Source organism: Sphingomonas sp. PP-CC-1A-547, from assembly GCF_003610375.1.
Lineage (GTDB): Bacteria > Pseudomonadota > Alphaproteobacteria > Sphingomonadales > Sphingomonadaceae > Sphingomonas.
Map to the genome: position 1 here is coordinate 85953 of NZ_RAPZ01000011.1, position 20535 is coordinate 106487.

Annotated in this window: 23 protein-coding genes; 18 read left to right on the plus strand and 5 right to left on the minus strand. The window is 66.3% G+C overall.

What is annotated here, in order from left to right:
• Nucleotides 1–38: 38 nt before the first annotated feature.
• The 3 genes from leuC (at nt 39) to C8J39_RS06630 (ending at nt 3163) form a co-directional block, all read left to right on the plus strand.
• Nucleotides 39–1475, plus strand: coding sequence for a 3-isopropylmalate dehydratase large subunit (gene leuC / locus C8J39_RS06620; protein WP_404969319.1), 1437 nt, complete (start codon nt 39–41; stop codon nt 1473–1475).
• A 97-nt stretch (nt 1476–1572) separates the two neighbouring features.
• Nucleotides 1573–2202 (plus strand): 3-isopropylmalate dehydratase small subunit, encoded by a 630-nt coding sequence (gene leuD, locus C8J39_RS06625; RefSeq protein ID WP_120299827.1) that lies wholly within the window; start codon nt 1573–1575, stop codon nt 2200–2202.
• On the plus strand, nt 2165–3163 hold the full coding sequence (locus C8J39_RS06630; protein WP_183037948.1) for an NADPH:quinone oxidoreductase family protein: 999 nt from the start codon (nt 2165–2167) through the stop codon (nt 3161–3163). Before leuD ends, C8J39_RS06630 begins: the two co-directional genes overlap by 38 nt.
• A gap of 23 nt (nt 3164–3186) precedes the next feature.
• Here the strand turns inward: C8J39_RS06630 and C8J39_RS18685 are convergent, their stop codons facing one another.
• The gene (locus tag C8J39_RS18685; RefSeq protein ID WP_165895154.1) at nt 3187–3330 is read right to left on the minus strand and encodes a hypothetical protein; all 144 of its coding nucleotides are present in this window, start codon (nt 3328–3330) and stop codon (nt 3187–3189) included.
• 161 nt (nt 3331–3491) lie between these two features.
• Between C8J39_RS18685 and C8J39_RS06635 the strand changes: the two genes are divergently transcribed.
• The 6 genes from C8J39_RS06635 (at nt 3492) to nadA (ending at nt 7209) form a co-directional block, all read left to right on the plus strand.
• Nucleotides 3492–3815, plus strand: a complete 324-nt coding sequence (locus tag C8J39_RS06635; RefSeq protein ID WP_120299829.1) for a DUF1476 domain-containing protein — start codon at nt 3492–3494, stop codon at nt 3813–3815.
• 1 nt (nt 3816) lies between these two features.
• The gene (locus C8J39_RS06640) at nt 3817–4047 is read left to right on the plus strand and encodes a BolA/IbaG family iron-sulfur metabolism protein (protein WP_056057430.1); all 231 of its coding nucleotides are present in this window, start codon (nt 3817–3819) and stop codon (nt 4045–4047) included.
• An 11-nt stretch (nt 4048–4058) separates the two neighbouring features.
• Entirely contained in the window at nt 4059–4382 is a 324-nt protein-coding gene (grxD, locus tag C8J39_RS06645; RefSeq protein WP_056057434.1) for a Grx4 family monothiol glutaredoxin, read from the plus strand.
• Between the two features lie 249 nt (nt 4383–4631).
• Nucleotides 4632–5489 carry an MBL fold metallo-hydrolase gene (locus C8J39_RS06650; protein ID WP_120299830.1) on the plus strand — a complete coding sequence of 286 codons (858 nt, stop codon included), beginning with the start codon at nt 4632–4634 and terminating at the stop codon, nt 5487–5489.
• Nucleotides 5471–6196: a DUF4230 domain-containing protein gene (locus C8J39_RS06655; protein WP_120299831.1), complete on the plus strand. Its 726-nt coding sequence runs from the start codon at nt 5471–5473 to the stop codon at nt 6194–6196. The genes C8J39_RS06650 and C8J39_RS06655 overlap by 19 nt, the downstream gene beginning before the upstream one ends.
• Nucleotides 6197–6225: 29 nt before the next feature.
• Nucleotides 6226–7209: a quinolinate synthase NadA gene (gene nadA, locus C8J39_RS06660; RefSeq protein ID WP_120299832.1), complete on the plus strand. Its 984-nt coding sequence runs from the start codon at nt 6226–6228 to the stop codon at nt 7207–7209.
• Nucleotides 7210–7294: 85 nt separating this feature from the next.
• On the opposite strand, the gene C8J39_RS18690 is transcribed toward nadA, so the two are convergent.
• Entirely contained in the window at nt 7295–7447 is a 153-nt protein-coding gene (locus C8J39_RS18690; RefSeq protein WP_156348710.1) for a hypothetical protein, read from the minus strand.
• 166 nt (nt 7448–7613) lie between these two features.
• On the opposite strand from C8J39_RS18690, the gene nadC reads away from it, so the two are divergent.
• Genes nadC through C8J39_RS06675 form a run of 3 tightly spaced genes read left to right on the plus strand, consistent with a single transcriptional unit; the run spans nt 7614 to nt 9686 of the window.
• Entirely contained in the window at nt 7614–8465 is an 852-nt protein-coding gene (nadC, locus tag C8J39_RS06665; RefSeq protein WP_120299833.1) for a carboxylating nicotinate-nucleotide diphosphorylase, read from the plus strand.
• Between the two features lie 52 nt (nt 8466–8517).
• Nucleotides 8518–8976 (plus strand): hypothetical protein, encoded by a 459-nt coding sequence (locus C8J39_RS06670; RefSeq protein WP_120299834.1) that lies wholly within the window; start codon nt 8518–8520, stop codon nt 8974–8976.
• Nucleotides 8973–9686, plus strand: coding sequence for a ribonuclease T2 family protein (locus C8J39_RS06675; RefSeq protein ID WP_120299835.1), 714 nt, complete (start codon nt 8973–8975; stop codon nt 9684–9686). Before C8J39_RS06670 ends, C8J39_RS06675 begins: the two co-directional genes overlap by 4 nt.
• Nucleotides 9687–9948: 262 nt before the next feature.
• Here C8J39_RS06675 and C8J39_RS06680 read toward each other — a convergent pair whose 3' ends face one another.
• Complete coding sequence (locus C8J39_RS06680) at nt 9949–10188, minus strand: hypothetical protein (RefSeq protein ID WP_183037984.1); 240 nt, start codon at nt 10186–10188, stop codon at nt 9949–9951.
• Between the two features lie 90 nt (nt 10189–10278).
• Between C8J39_RS06680 and C8J39_RS06685 the strand changes: the two genes are divergently transcribed.
• The 3 genes from C8J39_RS06685 (at nt 10279) to C8J39_RS06695 (ending at nt 17455) form a co-directional block, all read left to right on the plus strand.
• Nucleotides 10279–12273: an autotransporter assembly complex family protein gene (locus tag C8J39_RS06685; RefSeq protein WP_120299836.1), complete on the plus strand. Its 1995-nt coding sequence runs from the start codon at nt 10279–10281 to the stop codon at nt 12271–12273.
• A 62-nt stretch (nt 12274–12335) separates the two neighbouring features.
• The gene (locus C8J39_RS06690; protein WP_120300441.1) at nt 12336–16415 is read left to right on the plus strand and encodes a translocation/assembly module TamB domain-containing protein; all 4080 of its coding nucleotides are present in this window, start codon (nt 12336–12338) and stop codon (nt 16413–16415) included.
• A 38-nt stretch (nt 16416–16453) separates the two neighbouring features.
• A complete protein-coding gene (locus tag C8J39_RS06695; RefSeq protein ID WP_120299837.1) occupies nt 16454–17455 on the plus strand; it encodes a glycoside hydrolase family 3 N-terminal domain-containing protein in 1002 nt (333 codons plus the stop codon).
• A 359-nt stretch (nt 17456–17814) separates the two neighbouring features.
• On the opposite strand, the gene map is transcribed toward C8J39_RS06695, so the two are convergent.
• Nucleotides 17815–18588 (minus strand): type I methionyl aminopeptidase, encoded by a 774-nt coding sequence (map, locus tag C8J39_RS06700; protein WP_120299838.1) that lies wholly within the window; start codon nt 18586–18588, stop codon nt 17815–17817.
• Between the two features lies 1 nt (nt 18589).
• Nucleotides 18590–18796: a ParD-like family protein gene (locus tag C8J39_RS06705; protein ID WP_120299839.1), complete on the minus strand. Its 207-nt coding sequence runs from the start codon at nt 18794–18796 to the stop codon at nt 18590–18592.
• Nucleotides 18797–18902: 106 nt separating this feature from the next.
• Between C8J39_RS06705 and C8J39_RS06710 the strand changes: the two genes are divergently transcribed.
• From C8J39_RS06710 to C8J39_RS06720, 3 genes are read left to right on the plus strand one after another with little or no spacing between them, the layout of a single operon-like run.
• On the plus strand, nt 18903–19625 hold the full coding sequence (locus C8J39_RS06710) for a ScpA family protein (RefSeq protein WP_056055791.1): 723 nt from the start codon (nt 18903–18905) through the stop codon (nt 19623–19625).
• Entirely contained in the window at nt 19622–20224 is a 603-nt protein-coding gene (scpB, locus tag C8J39_RS06715; protein WP_120299840.1) for an SMC-Scp complex subunit ScpB, read from the plus strand. The genes C8J39_RS06710 and scpB overlap by 4 nt, the downstream gene beginning before the upstream one ends.
• A 35-nt stretch (nt 20225–20259) precedes the next feature.
• Nucleotides 20260–20505 (plus strand): Sec-independent protein translocase subunit TatA, encoded by a 246-nt coding sequence (locus C8J39_RS06720; protein WP_056055794.1) that lies wholly within the window; start codon nt 20260–20262, stop codon nt 20503–20505.
• Nucleotides 20506–20535 lie beyond the last annotated feature (30 nt).

Genomic DNA, 20535 nt, shown 5'->3' on the forward strand with positions numbered 1-20535 from the left:
TGGCGCGGCACCCCTTTTCGGTTAACGCGCGCTCCATCATGGCCACTCCCCAAACGCTATACGAAAAAATCTGGGCGGCGCACGTCGTCGAACGCCGCGACGATGGCACCTGCCTGATCTATATCGACCGTCACCTCGTCCACGAAGTCACCAGCCCGCAGGCCTTTGAAGGCCTGCGCGTCGCAGGCCGCAAAGTCCGCCGTCCCGACCTGACGCTTGCCGTCCCCGATCACAACCTCCCGACCACCGCGCGAAAAGACGCCGCCGGCCACGTCCTGCCGATCGCCGACCCCGAAAGCGCGCAGCAACTCGACGCGCTCCGCCGCAACACCAGCGAGTTCGGCATCGACTATATCGACGCGACCGCCGCCGAGCAGGGCATCGTCCACGTCGTCGGCCCGGAGCAGGGCTTCACGCTCCCCGGCACCACGCTCGTCTGCGGCGACAGCCACACCTCCGCGCACGGTGCGCTCGGCGCTTTGGCGTTCGGGATCGGCACCAGCGAGGTCGAGCACGTCCTCGCCACGCAGACCTTGCTGTTGTCGCAGGCCAAGACGATGGAAGTCCGCGTCGACGGTGAACTTGGCTTCGGCGTCAGCCCCAAGGACGTCATCCTCGCGATCATCAGCAAGATCGGCGCGGCGGGCGGCACCGGCCACGTCATCGAATTCACCGGCAGCGTGATCCGCAACATGTCGATCGAAGGTCGCCTGACGATCGCCAACATGTCGATCGAGGCGGGCGCGCGTGCCGGCCTGATCGCGCCAGACGACACGACCTTCGCGTACCTCAAGGGCCGCCCGATGGCCCCGACCGGCGAGAACTGGGACAAGGCCGTGACATGGTGGCGCAGCCTCGCGACCGATCCCGGGGCGCGCTATGACAAGTCCGTCACGCTCGACGCCGCCGACATCGCCCCCGGTCTCACCTGGGGCACCAGTCCCGAGGACGTCGTGCCGATCACCGGATTTGTACCCGAACCGTCGAGCTTCGCCGATCCCGCCAAGCAGGCCGCCGCGCAGAAATCGCTCGACTATATGGGCCTCACCGCCGGTACCGCGATGCGCGACGTCACGATCCAGCACGTCTTCATCGGCAGCTGCACCAACAGCCGTATCGAGGACCTGCGCGCCGCCGCGGCGATCGCCGACGGTCGCCATGTCGCGACCGGCGTCCGCGCGCTGGTCGTCCCCGGCTCGGGCTTGGTGAAGCGCCAGGCCGAAGCCGAAGGGCTCGACCGGATCTTCATCGCCGCCGGTTTCGAATGGCGCGAACCGGGTTGTTCGATGTGCCTCGCGATGAACCCGGACAAAGTCCCTGCGGGGGAGCGTTGCGCTTCCACGTCCAACCGTAATTTCGTCGGCAGACAGGGTCCCGGAGCGCGCACGCATCTGGTATCACCCGCGATGGCGGCGGCGGCGGCGGTGACCGGCAAGCTGAGCGACGTCAGAGAGTTGATGGGGGAACGAGCATGAAGAAGGTATTCGTACTGCTGGCGGCTGGCGCGATGATCAGCGGCGTCGCGGCCTATGTCGCATCGGCGCGTGTGGTTCCGGAGCGCACGGAACAGCGATGACCCCCGTCACGACCGTCTCGGGCCGCGCCTATCCTTGGGGCGCGAAGAACATTGACACCGACGTCATTATCCCGGCGCACTGGCTGAAGACGATCACGCGCACCGGCCTCGGCCGCGGCGCGTTCGAGACGGTTCGCGCGCAACCCGGCAACATCTTCGACGACCCGCGCTATGCCGGCTCGCCGATCCTGATCGCGGGCGATAATTTCGGTTGCGGGTCCAGCCGCGAGCATGCCGCCTGGGCGCTCGCCGACATGGGCATCACCGCGGTGATCGCGCCGAGCTTCTCCGACATCTTCTCGGGCAACGCGTTCAAGAACGGCATCGTCCCCGTCGTTCTCCCGCAGGAGGCGATCGATCGCCTTCTCGAAGTCGCGCAGGACCAGACCGTCACCGTCGATCTCGAGACGATGACCGTCACCACCCCGTTCCAGGACCGCTTCACCTTCGAACTCGACGCATTCCGCCGCCAGTGTCTCATGGAAGGGCTGGACGAAGTCGGCCTGACGCTGGCAAGGGATACCCAGATTTCGAAATTCGAGGAGGCGGTCGCATCGAATCGCCCCTGGACGACGGTGGAGAGCGGGTATGCGAGCATTGGTGTCGAAGGCAGTCGGCGGACCTGAAACTCTGGAAATGGTCGAGCTGCCCGATCTGGTAGCCGGCCCCGGACAGGTCGTCGTCGCGGTCAAGGCCTGCGCGATCAACTTCCCCGACGTCCTGATCATCGAGGATAAATACCAGTTCAAGCCACAGCGGCCGTTCGCGCCGGGTGGCGAAATCGCCGGCACGATCGACTCGATCGGCGAGGGTGTTACCGGCTGGGTAGTCGGCGACCGCGTCATCGCTATGCTCGGTCACGGCGGGCTGTGCGAAAAGGTGATCGCCGACCCCGCCAAGCTCTACCGCCTCCCCGAAGGCCGCAGCTTCGCCGAGGGCGCCTCGCTCATCCTCACCTACGGCACGACGATCCACGCACTGCTCGACCGCGGCCATATCAAGGCGGGACAGACGCTGCTCGTGCTCGGCGCGGCAGGCGGGGTAGGGCTCGCCGCGATCGAACTCGGCAAGGCGTTCGGCGCCAAGGTCGTCGCCGCGGTCTCGTCCGAAGAGAAGGCCGCCGCCGCCAAGTCCGCCGGTGCCGATGAAACGCTGATCTACGCCCGCGCCCCGTTCGACAAGGACCAGTCGAAGGCGCTCGCCGAGCAGTTCAAGGCCGCAGTCGGTCGCGATGGCGCGCACGTGATCTACGATCCGGTCGGCGGCGACTATGCCGAGCCCGCGCTCCGCTCGATCGCGTGGGAGGGCAAGTATCTCGTCGTCGGCTTCCCCGCCGGCATCCCGAAACTGCCGCTCAACCTGACGCTGCTGAAAAGTTGCGATGTCTGCGGCGTGTTCTGGGGCGCGTTCGCGGCGCGTGATCCGAAGGCGAACCAGGCGCATATCGAAACGCTGTTCGACCTGTGGGAAGCCGGAAAAATCGCGCCGCGTGTAACCGAAACATTTGCGTTCGAGGACGGCGGCAAGGCCATCGCGAAGATGGCGGCTCGTGGTGCTATCGGGAAACTCGTCGTAGAGGTCGGCTGAGTACAGCCGCCTCTACAGGGGGGTCAAATCAGCTTGTAAGCGACGGCGGCGATCGCGCCCCACATCGCCATCGACGCGAAAATGCCATAGGCGAGCCCGTGTACGACCGGCGGCGTCGCGCGCGTCTTGGTCAGGGGAACGGATGGCAGTTGGGATAGCGTCGACATATCACTCTCCTATCCGTGCACTGTGTCACGTGATCGACTTATATATCGTTACAACCAGACCATAGTTCCAGTAGTTTTTGTACGTTTTCGTCGATTGTTGCGCGGGGGCGTTGTGCGACCTATCTCGGGGCCGACGACAAGGCTGAACGGGGACCCGCGCAATGACCACTTTCGACGACCGCGAACGCGCCAGCGAGGCGAATTACGCGCGCGAGGAAGAGATGGCCTTCCGGATAACGGCCCGTCGCAATCGCCTGCTCGGGGGATGGGCGGCGCAGGAAATGCAGCTGACCCCTGAAGAGACGGACGCCTATGCGACCGCGCTCGTGCACGCCGACATGGAAGGCGGCGGCGACGACGACGTCGTGCGCAAGTTGGTCGGCGACCTGACCGCCGCGGGGCTCGACCATGACGAGGCGACTGTCCGTCGCGCGCTCGCACAGCAGATGATCGAGGCGCGTCGCCAATTGCTGGAGTCGCATTGATATGCCGATGGCCGCCGACGATATCGCAACGATGATCAAGGACGCGATCCCCGATGCCCAGGTCGAGATCACCGATCTCGCGGGCGACGGCGATCATTATGCTGCCAAGGTCACTGCCGCCAGCTTTGCCGGGATGAGCCGGGTGAAGCAGCACCAGGCCGTCTATGCCGCGCTCGGCGGTCGGATGGGCGGCGTCCTGCACGCACTACAGCTTACGACCGCAATCTCCTGAGGACCGAAGACATGACCGACGATTCCAACGCCCGCATCGACGCCCTGGTGAAAGCCAGCCCGGTAGTCCTGTTCATGAAGGGCAGCCCGCTGTTCCCGCAGTGCGGCTTTTCTAGCCGCGCGATCGCGATCCTCAACCATCTCGAGGTCGAGTTCGAGAGCGTCGACGTATTGCAGGACCAGGGCATCCGCCAGGGCATCAAGAGCTATTCCGACTGGCCGACCATCCCGCAGCTCTACGTCGATGGTGAATTCGTCGGCGGCTCGGACATCATGATGGAGATGTACGAGAGCGGCGAGCTGGCGCAGTTGTTCGAGACGCAGAAGGCCAACTGATCAAGGCACCGGGTGGGTGGATCGACGCGAGACCGGAACGGGAAGCAGTCGATCCACCCTGTGAACGCGATCGCGTTCGGTGACGGAACAGCAGTTGCATGGCCTGTGCCAGAACCCGCCATTCGCAGTTTTGGCGACGTTCGATAGTTAACCCAGGTTTGGCCCGAAGACGGCCTGTAAGAGTTTCCGACAGCTCTCCGCGACCAACGAGGTCTTGCCATCGCCGCGTCGACCCGCCATTTCGCATCCATGGCTGAGCATCCGACCGGTATCCCGATCCAGCTCGAGCCGCTCGTCGTTCGCGTGCTCGCGCCCAACGCATCCCCCTACACCTATACGGGTACGCAGACGCACATCGTCGGCACGACCGATCTTGCCGTGATCGATCCAGGCCCCGACGATCCCGCGCACATCGACGCGCTGTTGCGCGCGATGGACGGCCGCCCTGTCAACGCGATCGTCGTCACGCATCATCACCGCGATCACAGCCCCGCCACGCGTCCGCTCCAGTCGCTCACCGGCGCCCCGATCGTCGGCGCTGCGCCGTTCGACCTTGCCGACGTGGGCGCGCGAGCAGACGCGTCGTTCGACGCCGCCTACGCCCCTGATCGCGTTCTTGCGGAAGGCGATAGCGTGACCGGTGAAGGCTGGACGCTGGAGGCGATCGCGACGCCCGGCCATACCTCGAACCACCTTGCCTTCGCGCTCCCCGAGACCAAGGCACTGTTCTCGGGCGATCACGTCATGGGCTGGTCGACGACGATCGTCTCGCCGCCCGACGGCAATATGACGGCGTACATGGCGAGCCTGGAAAAGCTGATGGGCCGCGACGACCGCATCTATTATCCCGGCCATGGCGAGGCGATCGACAAGCCGCAGCGGCTCGTCCGCGGCATGCTCGGCCACCGCAAGCAACGCGAGGGGCAGATCCTCCGCCTGCTCCGCGAGGGCGCGCGGCCGATCCCGGCGATGGTCGAGCGGATGTATGTCGGTCTCGGTGCGCAACTCGTGCCCGCCGCCGAGCGATCGGTGCTGGCGCATCTGTACGACCTGCAAACCCGCGGACTGGTTATCGAGGAAGGCGAGACATGGCGAACGACAGCGTGACCGAACCCGTACGCAAGAGCGGCGTGGCCCCGTTCCTGGCGAAGGCCGTCGGAATCGTCTTGATCCTCGTCCTCGCGGGGCTGCTCGTACTCTGGGGGGTGCAGCGCTACGTCAGCGACCGGCTCACGCCCGATCCGACAACGATCGCCAGCGCCAGCCTCGAAGGACTGCGCGAGCAGAACCGGCTCTCCGCGTTCGCCGCGCGCTACGTCGCGGTCGTCACTTCGAAACAGTCGCAGCTCGGCTTCACGACCGAAAAGACGCTGATCATGCCCGGCATGGTCCGGTACGAAGTCGACATGGCCAAGCTGACCCAGTCGGATGTCGCGTGGGATGGCAATTCGAAGACGCTGTCCGTGCGCTTGCCGGCCGTCGAAGCCGATGGTCCGCAGGTCGATCTCAACGCGGTCCGCGAATATGGTTCGGGCGGTGTGCTGACCACGTTCACCGATGCCGAGAAGCGCCTCGACGCCGCCAACCGTCGCGCGGGCCAGATCGAACTGATCCGCCAGGCGCGCGAGCCCGCGATGATCAAGCTCGCGCGCGATGCCACGCGTCGTGCGGTCGAGCGCAGTTTCGCGATGCCGCTGCGTGCGGCCGGGATCGACGCGACCGTCGCGGTCCGCTTCGCCGACGAGCCGACCGCGAATACCGAGCGCTGGGACACCTCGCGCTCGCTGCAGGACGTGCTAGGGAATCGTCGCTAGAAGACGGGCGCTAAACTCGGGATACGACCATGGAATTGAAGCAGAACCTCGCCGGCATCGACATACGCGCCGAGATCGAGCGCCTCCGCAGGGAGAAGAACGCCGTCATCCTCGCGCATTATTATCAGAAGCCGGAGCTTCAGGATCTGGCCGATTTCGTCGGCGACAGTCTCGACCTGTCGCGCAAGGCCGCGGCCACCGACGCCGACGTGATCGCGTTCTGCGGCGTACGGTTCATGGCCGAGACCGCCAAGATCCTGTCGCCCGACAAGATCGTCGTGCTTCCCGACATGGATGCCGGGTGCAGCCTCGAAGACAGCTGCCCGCCCGAGCAGTTCGCCGCCTTCCGCGCGAAGCACCCCGATCACATCGCGCTGACCTACATCAACTGCTCGACCGAGGTGAAAGCGCTCTCCGACATCATCGTCACGTCTTCGTCGGCGGACACGATCCTCGCGCAGATCCCGCCCGAGCAGAAGATCATCTTCGGCCCCGACCGTAACCTGGGCGGTTACCTCGCGCGTAAGACCGGCCGCGACATGCTGCTTTGGCCGGGCGTCTGCATCGTCCACGAGGCGTTCAGCGAGACCGAGCTGATGAAGCTTAAGGCGCAGCATCCCGGCGCGCCCGTCGTGGCGCATCCCGAATGCCCGCCGATCATCCTCGACCACGCAGATTACGTCGGCTCGACGCGCGGCATTCTCGATTACGCGCTCGCGATGCCCGGCGACACGCTGATCGTCGCGACCGAGCCGCACATCATCCACCAGATGGAAAAGGCGCTCCCGAACAAGCGATTCATCGGCGCGCCGGGTGCGGACGGCAACTGCAACTGCAACATCTGTCCGTACATGGCGCTCAACACGCTCGAAAAGCTGTACGTCGCGCTACGCGATCTGTCGCCGCGGATCGAGATCGAGGAGGGGCTCCGTCTCCAGGCGAAGAAAAGCCTCGACCGCATGCTGTCGATGGCATCGAATACCGTGGGGAAGGGTGATCTCGGGCCGAAGTGACGGCCCGTTTCAATTGGCGACTGTTCGGGCTGGATTACTCCAGCCTGGCGCGGTCACATTAGGAATAGTTCAGATCAGGGCGCGCTCAGAGCGCCGGGACGTCAACATCGCTCAACTGGGCGAGTGCCTGGTCGATATGGATGGCAGCCAGCGGCAGTTGCAGCGTGTCGGCCAGCGTAAGAGCTTCGTCCAGCAGGGCATGCAGGCGTGCGGTATCGGCCATCGTGGTGGTAGGCATAAGAATATCCTTGGTAGTGATCGGCAAACCCTCGACGTCTCGAATGGTTCCTATACCGGAAAAATAATTCGATGAGTCGAATGAACCGTGAAGTCACTGTTCCGACCGTCTCTTTTTTGGCACCGCGCGCCGAGCATATTTTCGACGAACAATCCGGAGACGACAGGTGAAGACAATATTGCCCGAGTCGTTCGATATCGACGCCTTCGTTGCGGCGACGCTGGCCGAGGATCTCGGCACGATCGGCGACATAACGTCGGCCGCAGTGATCCCCGCGAACGCGCGGTTTACCGGCGTCATGGATAGCCGCGATCCGATCGTCGTCGCTGGCCTCGATCTCGCCGAAGCCTTTTTCCGCGCGCTGGACCCAGGCGTGCGGATCGAACGCCTCGTCCGCGACGGACAGCAGGTGACGGCGGGCACCGAACTCATGCGGCTAGAGGGGGCAGGGCGCGCGATGCTGACGGCCGAGCGATCCGCGCTCAACACCGTCCAGCATCTGTCGGGCATCGCCACGATGACGCGCGCGTATGTCGACGCAATTGAGGGCACCGGCGCGATCCTGCTCGACACGCGCAAGACGATCCCGGGCCTGCGCGTGCTGGAGAAATACGCGACCCGGATGGGTGGTGCACAGAACCACCGCATGGGGCTTTGGGATGCGGCGATGATCAAGGACAATCACGTCGCGGTCGCGGGCGGTGTCGCCGAGGCGGTTCGTCGCGCCAAGGCCGCGGGAATCGCGCAGATCATCGTCGAGGTCGACCGGATCGACCAGATCGAGCCGGCGCTGGAAGCTGGCGCGACGCACCTGCTGCTCGACAACATGCCGCCGGCGATGTTGCGCGAAGCGGTGGCGCTCATCGCCGGTCGCGTCCCGACCGAGGCATCGGGCGGTGTCAATCTCGACACGATCCGCGCGATTGCTGAATCGGGCGTGACCTATGTGTCGGTCGGCCGCTTGACGCAGTCGGCGCCCGCAGCAGATATAGGGCTGGACTTCGCGACCGTCGAATAGCTCCGCCAGATCCGGCGCGGGCCTTCGGCTGGCCAGGTCAGGGAGTAGGACCATGATCAGGCCGGTTGCCATCGTTCGCTACGAGCGCTTTTATTGGGCGGCGTTCATACTGGATACGATCGTCGCGGCGATGACCTGGACGCAGCGCGAGGCAATCGTCACCGCCTATCCGGTACTCGCCAAGGCGACGTGGATATTGCCGACGTTCCAGGCGATCGGGATCGCGGTGACGGTGCTGCTCTGGTACTTCACCGCGCGCGCGCCGAGCGTCGTCGCGAAATGGGTGGTCGTGATCCTCGCGGCCTTGTCGACCTGGGCCGCCGTCCAGGCGCTTGCGACGCTCGCGACCGGAAGTGCGATTGTCGGCACCGCATCGATCCTCTCGCTCATCGCAGAAGCACTCTACGTCGCCGCCGCCGTCCACCTCTTCCGGCCCGGCAGCAAAGCCTGGTTCGGTCAGGACGACGACGCCGATTTCGACACGGATACCGACAGAGGGAACGTCGCATGATCTCCAGGCTGACCCTCGCCGCCGTCGCGATCGCGTTGCCGAGCGTCGTGCAGGCGCAGGCCTATCAATGCTCGACCCCCGCGTCGGTCGAGCGAGTCCGCCCGGACCTGTCGTCGGAGAGCCAGCCGAAGCGGGATATCCCGATCGGCAGCTATACGCTCGCTATCACCTGGGCGCCGCAATATTGCCGTGAGAATGGCGATCGCACCGGGTCGACCTTCCAGTGCGGGGCGGGGAACCGGTTCGGCTTTACGCTGCACGGGCTCTGGCCGGACGGGGTCGGCAAGGACTGGCCGCAATATTGTCATGACGCCGAGTTCGTGCCGCCGCCGGTGATCCGCGCGCATCTCTGCACGACGCCGTCCGCGCAGTTGCTCCAGCATGAATGGGCGAAGCACGGCACCTGCATGCCCGGCTATCGTCCGGCGAAGTATTTCAACCAGTCGGCCGGGCTGTACGGCAAGCTTCGGTATCCGGACATGGACGCGTTGTCGCGAGCACCGCTGACGGCGGGCCGGTTCGCTGCGGCGATGGCGGGCGTGAACCCCGGCCTGAAGGCTGACATGATGCGGGTTACCGCGACGAAGCAGGGCTGGCTCGACGAGGTCTGGATCTGCCTGGACCGTCGCTTCCGCTACCGCCGCTGCCCGGTGCATCAGGGCGGACTGAACCCGAGCGCACCGCTTCAGATCTGGCGCGGGAGTCGGTAATCTCTACGAGGTAGGTGGCCGCTAAATCAGCATGGTACGGGTAAATCAGCATGGTACGGGAGCCCACCCCACATCCCGTTCGTGCTGAGTAGAGACCGAGCAGCTCCGCAAGGAGCGTATCGAGGGCGCGTATCGAAGCATGGGTTCCGCGCGCCAACTGTCCTTCGATACGCCGTCTCGATACGCCGCCTTCGGCGACTACTCAGGACGAGCGGGGGGAAGGACTCACGGAAGACGAGTTGGATACGTCAGCGTTCGCCCTCTACCGCCGGTCCCTCAACCAAACCAGTACCGCCGCCAGCACGCCAATCCCCGTCCCAACCAGAAACCCCGGCGTCGCCTGCCCGATCGCAAAGCCGACCCCCGCACCACCCAGCATGCCGAGCGCAACGAGGAACCCGCCCGCAGCGCTCGGGTCCTTGTGGGGGGGGAGGGTGTCGCGGGAAGTTGGTTCGGCCATCGCCATGTCCTGCCACGCGCAGCCATGGGATGCCAGCCACACGCCACATCCGATCCGCTGCCCGGACGAAACGTGGCGGAAATACGGCGTTAGATACTGTTCCGCAACGACAAGCCCGGCTAGGAGCCGGACATGGTGTTCCGCGTCGGGCGAGCCGGGCCGGCCGCCGCCTTTTTCGTTCTGACGACAGCGGGTGCCCTACCTTGCGCGGGCATACGTGCCGCAGGCGCACAAACCGCGCCCGTGTCGACCCAGACGCAAGCAAGCCCGACCGCCGACACGCCGATGTCGCTCGATCCCAATTCGCCGCTTGCTCCGTTGCCGGACATCGGCGTCGCCTGGCCCGATCTCGCGACGTCGCCGATGGACCCGGCCGCCACGGTCGCTGCGGTCGATGCCAATGCGGAGAGCCGCTACGTCTGGCGGATCGACGGCATCGACGGGATCAACGACGCACTGCTGCAACAGCGCTTCGCCCAACTCTCAACGCTCGACGCGAACGATCACCAAGCCGCTAACGCCGCGCAACTCGATCGTCGTGCGCGTGAAGATGCCGATTTGCTCAACAGCTTGCTCCGCGCGGAAGGCTATTACGACGCCAACGTCGTCACGCGCGTCGAGCCCGGCGCGAAACCGATGGTCGTGCTCTCCGCGACACCCGGCACGCTCTACACATTCAAGGGCGTCACGATCGACGGCCTCGCCGCAGCGGGCGACAAGGCGCCCGGTCTCGCCACCGCGTTCGGCGTGAAGCCCGCGGACCCGGTCAATTCCGACGCGATCGTCGCCGGCCAGGCCAAGCTGACGACGCAGATCGGCCGCGAAGGCTTCCCGTTCGCCAAGGTCGGCGACCCCGCGATCGTCGTCGACCATGCCACCCGCACCGCGACGCTCGACCTGTCCGTCCAACCCGGCGGCGCGCGCAAGTTCGGCCAGGTCATCGCACTCCCCGGCAATCGCGTGTTCGGCGCGGACCATGTCGCGGAGATCGCACGCTTCTCGCCCGGCGACACGTACGACGCGGCCAAGCTCGACGACCTTCGACGCGCGCTGATCCAGACCAGTCTCGTCTCCGCGGTCGATCTCAAACCAGTGCAGGGCGCGACGCCTGATACCGTCGACGTAGCGGTAAAACTCGATCGGGCACCGCCGCACACCATTGCCGGCGAACTCGGCTATGGCACCGGCGAAGGCGCACGCGCGGAACTCAGCTGGACGCACCGCAACCTGTTCCCGCCGGAAGGTGCGCTGACGCTGCGCGGTGTGCTGGGAACGCAGGAACAGCTCGGCTCGATCGTGTTCCGCCGCAACAACTTTCACGCGCGAGACCGGGTGCTAACGCTCCAGGCGTCTGCCGCGCATACCAATCGCGACGCGTATGACGCGAAGACCTATTCGCTCGCCGGCACGCTGGAGCGCCAGACCAACATCTTCTTCCAGAAGACCTGGACCTGGTCGGTCGGCGCCGAATTGCTCGCGTCGGACGAGCAGGACGTGATCCTGTCGACCGGCGATCCGCGGCGCCGCACCTTCTTCATCGGCGCGCTGCCGACCAGCCTCAATTACGACGGCTCGGACGATCTGCTCAACCCGACCAAGGGCTTCCGCCTCGGCGGCCGGATCAGCCCTGAAGTCTCGTTGCAGGGCTCGGTATTCGGCTATGCGCGCACCCAGTTCGACGGCAGCGTGTACCAACCGTTCGGCGACCGGGTGGTACTCGCCGCCCGCACCCGGCTCGGCACCATCGTCGGCGCGCCACGCGATCAGGTCGCGCCGTCCCGGCGCTTCTACGCAGGCGGCGGCGCGTCGGTGCGCGGCTATGGTTATCAGTCGATCGGCCCGCGCGATCCCAACAACGACCCGATCGGCGGCCGCAGCCTGACCGAGTTCTCGATCGAGGCGCGCGTCCGCGTCCTAGGCAGCTTCGGGATCGTGCCGTTCCTCGACGCGGGCAATATCTACACCTCGCCGCTGCCGAAATTCACCGGGCTGCAATACGGCACCGGAGTCGGCGTGCGCTATTATTCGAACTTCGGCCCGATCCGCCTCGACGTCGGCACCCCGATCAACCCGCAGCCCGGCGACAGCCGCATCGCTGTGTACGTCTCGCTGGGGCAGGCATTTTGACCGAAAAGGTCGTTCTTCCAAAGCGCCGGATCGCTTGGTGGCGATGGATCGCAAGCGCGGTCATGGCGCTGCTGGCGATCGTCGGCGCCGCGTTGCTGATCGTCGACACCGACATCGGCCACCGTTTCGTCGCGGACCGGATCGCGGCGATCAAGACCGCCAACGGCCTGCGTTTCACGGTCGGTAGGATCGACGGCTCGCTATACGGCGACACGCGGCTGACGGATCTCCGCGTGTACGATCTCGAGGGTCTCGTCTTCCAGGCGCCCAACGTCACGCTCGACTGGTCGCCTTTCGACTGGTTCTCGAACCGGCTCGAGATCCGCCGCTTGATCGTCGATCGCGCGATCCTGACTCATACCCCGCGCACCCGGCCCTCGAAGACGCGCGGCCCGATACTCCCCGACTTCGACATCCACATCGGCAAGCTCTCGGTCGGTCGCCTCACACTGGCGAAGCGCGTACTCGCGACCCAAAGGATCGGGACGCTCGAAGGCCGCGCGGACATCCGCTCCGGCCGCGCACTCGTCGACCTCAAGGCACGCGTCGCCGGCAGCGACGACCTGAAGCTCCGGATCGACGCCGAGCCCGCGCGCGACCGCTTCGACCTCGACGTCGCCGCGAAGGGGGCTGCGGGCGGCGTGCTCGCGCGGATGGTAAAGGCAAAGGGCCCGGTCGCGCTGGCGGTCACCGGCGACGGCAGCTGGGCGAAGTGGAACGGCCGCGCGAACGGCATCGTCGGTACGACGCGCGTCGTCGATCTCGCGCTCGCGCAGGTCGCCGGCCGCTACACGCTGTCGGGCACGCTTTCGCCTTCGTCTCTGCTGAAGGGCCGGCTGCAAAAGCTGACCGCGCCGCGCATCCTCGTCAACGGCAGCGCCAGGTTCGCCAACCGCCGCCTCGACGGCCAGCTCTCCCTGCGTACGCCCGCGCTGGCGGTCGATACGACCGGGATCATCGATCTCGGCGCCAACGCGTATCGTGACGTCCGGATCAAGGCGCGGCTGCTGAGGCCGCCCGCGTTGTTCGACAACATGACCGGCAACATGGTCGAGCTGCGCGCGATCCTCGACGGCCCGTTCGCGACCGCGGCGTTCGACTATCGTCTCGATGCGAGCCGGTTCGCATTCGACCAGACCGGGTTCGAGAACGCGCACGCCGCCGGCAAGGGCAGGCTATCCGCTGCGCCGGTGACGGTGCCGATCCGTTTCACCGCAGCGCGCGTAACCGGGGTCGGCACCGTCGCGGGCGGGATCCTGCGCAACCTGTCGGTCGACGGCCTGCTTCGCGTGACGCCAACGCTGCTCACCGGCGACGCGCTCAAGCTCCGCTCCGACAAGCTCACCGGCAGCATCAATCTCGCGGTCGACCTGCGCAACGGCCAGTTCGAGGTCGGCATCAACGGCGGGCTCGGCCGCTATCTGATCCCCGGCCTCGGCATCGTCGACGTCAAGTCCACGCTGCGCGTCGTCCCCGGCCCGAACCGCAAGGGCACGCGCGTGATCGGGCAGGGCAGCGCGCAGATGGTGCGGCTCGACAACGCCTTCTTCCGCAGCCTCGCCGGCGGTCTGCCGCGGATCACCACCAACCTTCAACGCACCACTGACGGCGTGCTGCACTTCACCAACCTTGTGCTGACCGCGCCGCAGATCCGGCTGACCAGCAACGGCTATCGTCGTCGCGACGGCACTTTCCATTTTGAGGGGAGCGGGTGCCAGCAGACATATGGCCCGGTTCAGGTCGTGCTCGACGGCCAGATCGACAAGCCGACGCTAGACCTCGTCTTCGCCAGCCCCAACGCGACGCTCGGGCTATCGAACGTCCGCGCGCATCTCGATCCGACGCCGCAGGGGTTTGGCTCTACCGCGGCGGGCGGATCGCGGCTCGGACCGTTCACCACCAACGGCGCGATCCTGTTGCCGCCCGGCGCCGATGCGACGATCGCGATCGCTGCGCTCAACGTTGCAGGCACGCGCGCGAGCGGCAATGTCGCGGTGGTCGATGGCGGCTTTAACGGCCAACTGACAGTGGCCGGCGGCGGCATCTCGGGCGAACTCCTGTTCCGCCCGGTCGGTCAGATCCAGCGCATCGAAGGGCACCTCGCCGCAAAGGCCGCGACGCTCGACGGCATCGCGCTGCGCCAGGGCAAGCTCGATTTCGTCACGTTGCTCGATCCCGCCGGAACCTCGATCGAGGCGACCGCGACCGGCCTCGGCCTGCGTCGCGGCACGTTCAGCCTCGCGCGGTTCAACGGGTCCGCGTCGCTGCGCGGCGGCGTCGGCACGATCAAGGCATCGATCGCCGGCTCCCGCGGCCGCGCGTTCGATATCCAGAGCGTCGCGCAGGTGACCGCCACGAGCTACGCGATCTCCGCGCAAGGCACGCTCGACGGCCGCCCGCTGAAACTGCTCACGCCGGCGGTTTTGACCCAGGAAGACGATGGCTGGCACCTCGCGCCGACCAAGCTCAGCTTCTCGGGCGGCGAAGCCCAGGTCGGCGGTCGCTTCACTGCCGCCAGCACCGCGGTCGACGCCAGCCTGACTCGCATGCCGCTCGCGATCCTCGACATCGCCTATCCCGGGCTCGGTCTCAGCGGCAGCGCCTCGGGAAGCTTCACGATCGCGACCGCCAATGGTGTAGCCCCGACCGGCAAGGCGAACGTGACGATCCGTGGCCTCAGCCGTGCCGGCCTCGTCCTCTCGTCGCGCCCGATCGACGTCGGCGTCGCGGCGGTGCTCTCCCCCGACAAGCTCGGCTTGCGCGCGGTGATCGCGTCCGCCGGCAAGACGATCGGCCGCGCCCAGGCCCAACTCGCGCCGCTGGGGCAGGGGGACTTGGCCTCCCGAATCAGCAACGCCCGCCTGTTCGGACAACTCCGCTACAGCGGCCCGGCCGACACGCTCTGGCGCCTCACCGGGGTCGAGCTGTTCGACCTGTCCGGCCCGGTTGCGATCGGTGCGGACGTCGTCGGCACGCTCGCCAATCCGACCCTGCGCGGCGTCGTCCAGGCCAACGGCGCGCGGATCGAGAGCGCCACCACCGGCACCGTCCTCACGAACGTCCAGGCGACCGGCCGGTTCGGCGGCTCGCGGCTCGTGATCGACCGGTTCGGCGCGGACGCGGGCAAGGGCGGGCGCGTCACCGGCACCGGCCAGTTCGAATTCGCCGCCGCCGCCGGGATCGGCCTCGACCTCGCTCTGCAAGCTGACAGGGCGGTGATGATCAACCGCGACGATATCGCCGCGACGGTCTCCGGCCCGCTGACGTTCAAGTCGACCGGTTCGGGTGGCACGATCGCGGGCGACGTCATACTCGACAAGAGCCGCTATCGCCTCGGCCAGGCCACCGCAGCCAGCGCCGTGCCGCAGCTCAACATCCGCGAGATCAACCTGCCCGACGGCGGCGAGGAAGTCGCGACCCCGACCAAGCCCTGGACGCTGGCGATCAAGGCCCGTGCGCCGAACCAGGTGATGGTCAGCGGCCTCGGCCTCACCAGCGAATGGTCCGCCAACCTCCAGATCGCTGGCCAACCCGAGAACCCCGCGATCACCGGCCGCGCCACGCTGATCCGCGGCGACTACGAGTTCGCGGGCCGCCAGTTCGAGTTGGCGCGCGGCATCATACGCTTCGACGGGCAGGTCCCGGCAAACCCGGCTTTGGATATTGAGGCGAATGCGGACTCGACCGGGCTCAGTGCATCGATCCGCGTCACCGGCTACGCCCTCAAACCCGAGATCGGCTTCACCAGCACGCCAGCGCTACCCGAAGACGAACTGCTCTCGCGGCTTTTGTTCGGCACCTCGATCACCAACCTGTCCGCGCCCGAGGCATTGCAACTCGCCGCGGCGGTCGCGGCATTGCAGGGCGGGGGCAGCGGCCTCAACCCGATCAACGCGGTGCGCCGCGCGGCCGGGCTCGACCGCCTCCGCATCCTCCCCGCCGATCCGCAGACCGGGCAGGGCACCTCGATCGCGGCCGGAAAATACGTCACCCGGCGCCTGTATGCGGAGATCGTCACGGACGGTCAGGGCTATTCCGCCACGCAGGTCGAGTTCCAGGTAACCCGGTGGCTGTCGCTGCTGTCGAGCATCTCCACGCTCGGCCGCCAGAGCGCCAACGTCCGTGTCTCGAAGGATTATTGAAGGATGATCCTTCCGCGGTGCTGGGATAAAGACGAAACATGAAGCCCGTTATCTTCGGCCTGTCCGGCCCCGTCCTCACGCCCGCCGAACGCGCATTCTTCGCCGAGTGCGAACCCGCCGGCTATATCCTGTTCAAGCGCAACATCGTCGATCGCCACCAAGTCCGTGCGCTGACGGACTCGCTCCGCGCGCTCGCCGGACGCGAAAATCTTGCGATCCTGATCGATCAGGAGGGCGGCCGCGTCGCGCGAATGGGACCGCCCGAATGGCCCGCATTCCCGGCTGGTCCGGTGTTCGATGCAGCCTACGAACGCGCGCCAATGACCGCGATCCAGGCGGCACGCGCCAACGCGCAGGCACTCGGCGTCATGCTCAGCGAGGTCGGCATCACCGTCGACTGCCTACCGCTGCTCGACGTGTCGCAGCCGGACACCACCGAAGCCGTGGCCTCACGCACGTTCGGCGCCGACCCGATGCGCGTCGCAGCCCTTGGCCGCGCGACGCTCGAAGGGCTGGCCGAAGGCGGCGTGGTCGGTGTCGTCAAGCACATGCCGGGCCACGGCCGCGCGCGCGTGGACACGCACCACCACCTCCCAACCGTCACCGCGACCGACGGCGACCTCGAGGTCGATATCGAACCCTTCCGCACGCTTAACCAGGCGCCGATGGGCATGACCTCGCACATCGTCTTCGACGCCTGGGACGCCGACCGCCCCGCGACGCTGTCACCGATAGTGATCGACGAGATCATCCGTCGACGGATCGGCTTCGACGGCCTGCTGATGACCGACGACATCGACATGAAGGCGCTGTCGGGCACCGCCGGCGACAAGGCGGCGGGTGCAATTGCCGCCGGGTGCGATCTGGTGCTCGATTGCTGGGCGCGGATGGACGAGATGGTCGAGATCGCCGGCCGGCTGGGGGAGATTTCGGAAGCGTCGCGCGCGAGGCTCGTTCGGGCAATGGCGTCGGTCGGAGCGGCCAAAGGTGATTTCGCGGAACTGATCGCAACGCGGGATGCGCTGTTGGCGCGTGCCTGATCTAATTTGATACGAGTAGCGCGCGTCTTTTCTCGCACCTCCCCGGCGAAGGCCGGGGCCCAATTGGAGAGGTCGCGGTAACGGGGCGCGATCCTCAGTTACCACCGTTCCTCAATTGGGCCCCGGCCTTCGCCGGGGTGGTATTGGTAGAAAGACGTTCCCGTTCGTCCTGAGTAGCTGCTGAGCTTGTCGAAGCGGCGTGTCGAAGGACAGGTTGGCACGCGGAACCTGTCCTTCGATACACGCCTTCGATACGGCTCTGACGAGCCTACTCAGTTGCTACTCAGCACGAACGGTTGAGGGGGAGCGCCTGACATCAAGGGTGAGGCGCGGTCAAACTAACCACCCCGCCCTCGCGATCACCCCAACCCCCAAGCCCGCTCATCCCCGCGCAACGTCAGCACCTCGACGCCGCCGCGCGTCACCGCCACCGTATGCTCGAACTGCGCCGAAAGCTTGCCGTCGTCGGTCACCACCGTCCACCCGTCATCCTCGGTCGACACCTTGCGCGTCCCCTGGTTGATCATCGGCTCGATCGTGAACACCATTCCCTCGCGCAGCATCATGCCGGTCCCCGCGCGCCCGAAATTGAGCACCTGCGGCTCCTCGTGCATCTCGCGACCGATGCCGTGCCCGCAATAGTCGCGCACCACCGCATAGCCGTGCTTCTTCGCGTGCCGCTCGATCGCGAAGCCGATATCGCCGAGATGCGCGCCCGCCCGGACCTGCCGAATGCCCTGCCACATCGCCTCCTGCGCGACCCGCACGAGGCGCTTCGCGGCAGGCGGAACGGTGCCCACCATATACGTCTTGCTCGAATCGGCGATGAAGCCGTTCTTCTCCAGCGTGATGTCCAGATTGACGATGTCACCGTCGCGGATGACATCGCGCGGGTTCGGCACGCCGTGGCAGACGACATGGTTGATCGAGCTGTTCAGGACGTATTCGAAGCCATATTGCCCCTTGCTCGCGGGTCGGGCGGCAAGGTCGTCGGTGATGAAGCGATCGACCATGTCGTTGACCTGCAACGTCGACAGCCCCGCCAGATCCTGCACGTCGAGCATCTCGAACACCGACGCCAGCAACGCGCCCGATACGCGCATCAGCGCCAGTTCGGCCGGCGTCTTCACCATCTCAGGCTGCCGTTCTGTCGGTGACGCGCACCGACGCCGCGGCGAGTTGCGCGGTGACGATATCGTTGAACGACAGTGTCGGGTTGGCCTCGGCAAGCATGCCGATCTTCATCCAGAACTCCGCCTGCGCATTGATCGACCGGCACAGCACCTGGCTCGCGCGCCGCGCATCCTCGTGCAGCGCGTCGTCGATCTTCACGATACCCATTCAAGCCTCACGTTCACTCTGACCACATGAAACGTGTACGGTTCATATGGTCTGTCGTCAAATGTGGAGGGTGGATGCCCGGCAGCGTGCGCTGTAGCGTCCGGCAATGGACGATGCGCAACTGACCCTGGATCTCGACGGATGGGAGGGGCCGCTCGATCTACTGCTCTCGCTCGCACGCGGGCAGAAAGTCGATCTGCGGAAGATCTCGATCCTCGCGCTGGTCGAGCAGTATCTGGCGTACGTCGACTCCGCACGCGCGCTGAAGCTGGAACTCGCCGCCGACTATCTCGTAATGGCAGCATGGCTGGCGTATCTGAAATCGGCGCTGCTCCTGCCCCGCGACCCACTCGCCGAGCCCGACCCGGAGGAACTCGCGCTGCGGCTCCAACTGAGGCTCGAACGGCTGAGTGCGATGCGCGAGGCCGGTGCGCGGCTGATGGCGCGGGATCGCACCGGGCGCGACGTGTTCCTGCGCGGCGCGCCCGAGGGACTGCGAACGGTGCGCAAGGCCGCTTGGCAGGCGGAAATCTTCGACCTGATCGCTGCATACGGCCGTATTTCCGCGCGGACGCGGCCGGTGATGCATGTCGTCGCCGACCGCGAAGTGATGACGCTGGAGGCGGCGCTGGAGCGCGTGTCAATGCTGGTCGGCGAGCGGATCGACTGGAGTGTGATCGAAAGCTTCCTCCCCGAAGCGGGCGAACGTCTACGGCGATCGGCGCTCGCGTCCAGCTTCGTCGCGGCGCTCGAACTCGCACGGCAGGGGAAGATCGAACTGCGCCAGGCGTCGCCCTTCGCGCCGCTGTATCTGAGAGCCCGCGCGTGACCCCGCCCGACGATTTCACCCGCGCCGTCGAGGCGGTGCTGTTCGCAGCCGAGGCACCGCTGACGATTGAAGCGATTCGCGCCCACGTCGGCAGCGGTGACGTCCGCGCCGCGCTCGACCAACTGACGGCCGACTATGCCGGCCGCGGCATCGCGATCGTCCGACGCGGCGAGCGCTGGCAGTTCCAGACCGCGCCGGACATGGCGCACATGCTCCGCCGCGACCGCGAGGAACCGCGCAAGCTCAGCCGCGCCGGGATCGAGACGTTGGCGATCATCGCCTACCACGAGCCCGTCACCCGCGCGGAAATCGAGGCGATTCGCGGGGTGCAGATTTCGAAAGGGACGCTCGACGTCTTGATGGAAGCGGGCTGGGTGAAGCCGGCCGGGCGGCGCGAAGTGCCGGGACGCCCGCTGATGTTCGCGACCACGCCTGCATTCCTCATCCATTTCGGCCTCCGGAGCCGCCGCGACCTGCCCGGAATCGACGATCTGCGCGCTGCCGGGCTGCTCGATCCGGTCGATCTCGCCTTCGATCGCCTCGAAGATGGCGAAGACGACCGGGAAGATGGCGAGGTGGCTGGCAAAGCGGCAGGATGAGGCTTAGATAGGGTTCAGTTTCCAGGAGAATTGCCATGGGCGGTTTTAGCCCGATTCACTTGCTCGTTCTCGCGGTCGTCGCGATCCTCCTTCTCGGCGGCGGCCGATTCTCGAACCTGATGGGCGACGTTGCCAAGGGCGTGAAGAACTTCAAGAAGGGCATGTCCGAGAACGACGACGAGACGCCGGCCAAGCCATCGGCACGGATCGAAGCGCAGAAGACTGCCGATCCCGCGTTCGATCGCGACGGCAATCGCGTCCGCGACGACCGTCCTGCCTGAAGCTGGCAGAGTTGACGACCCTAGATAGGC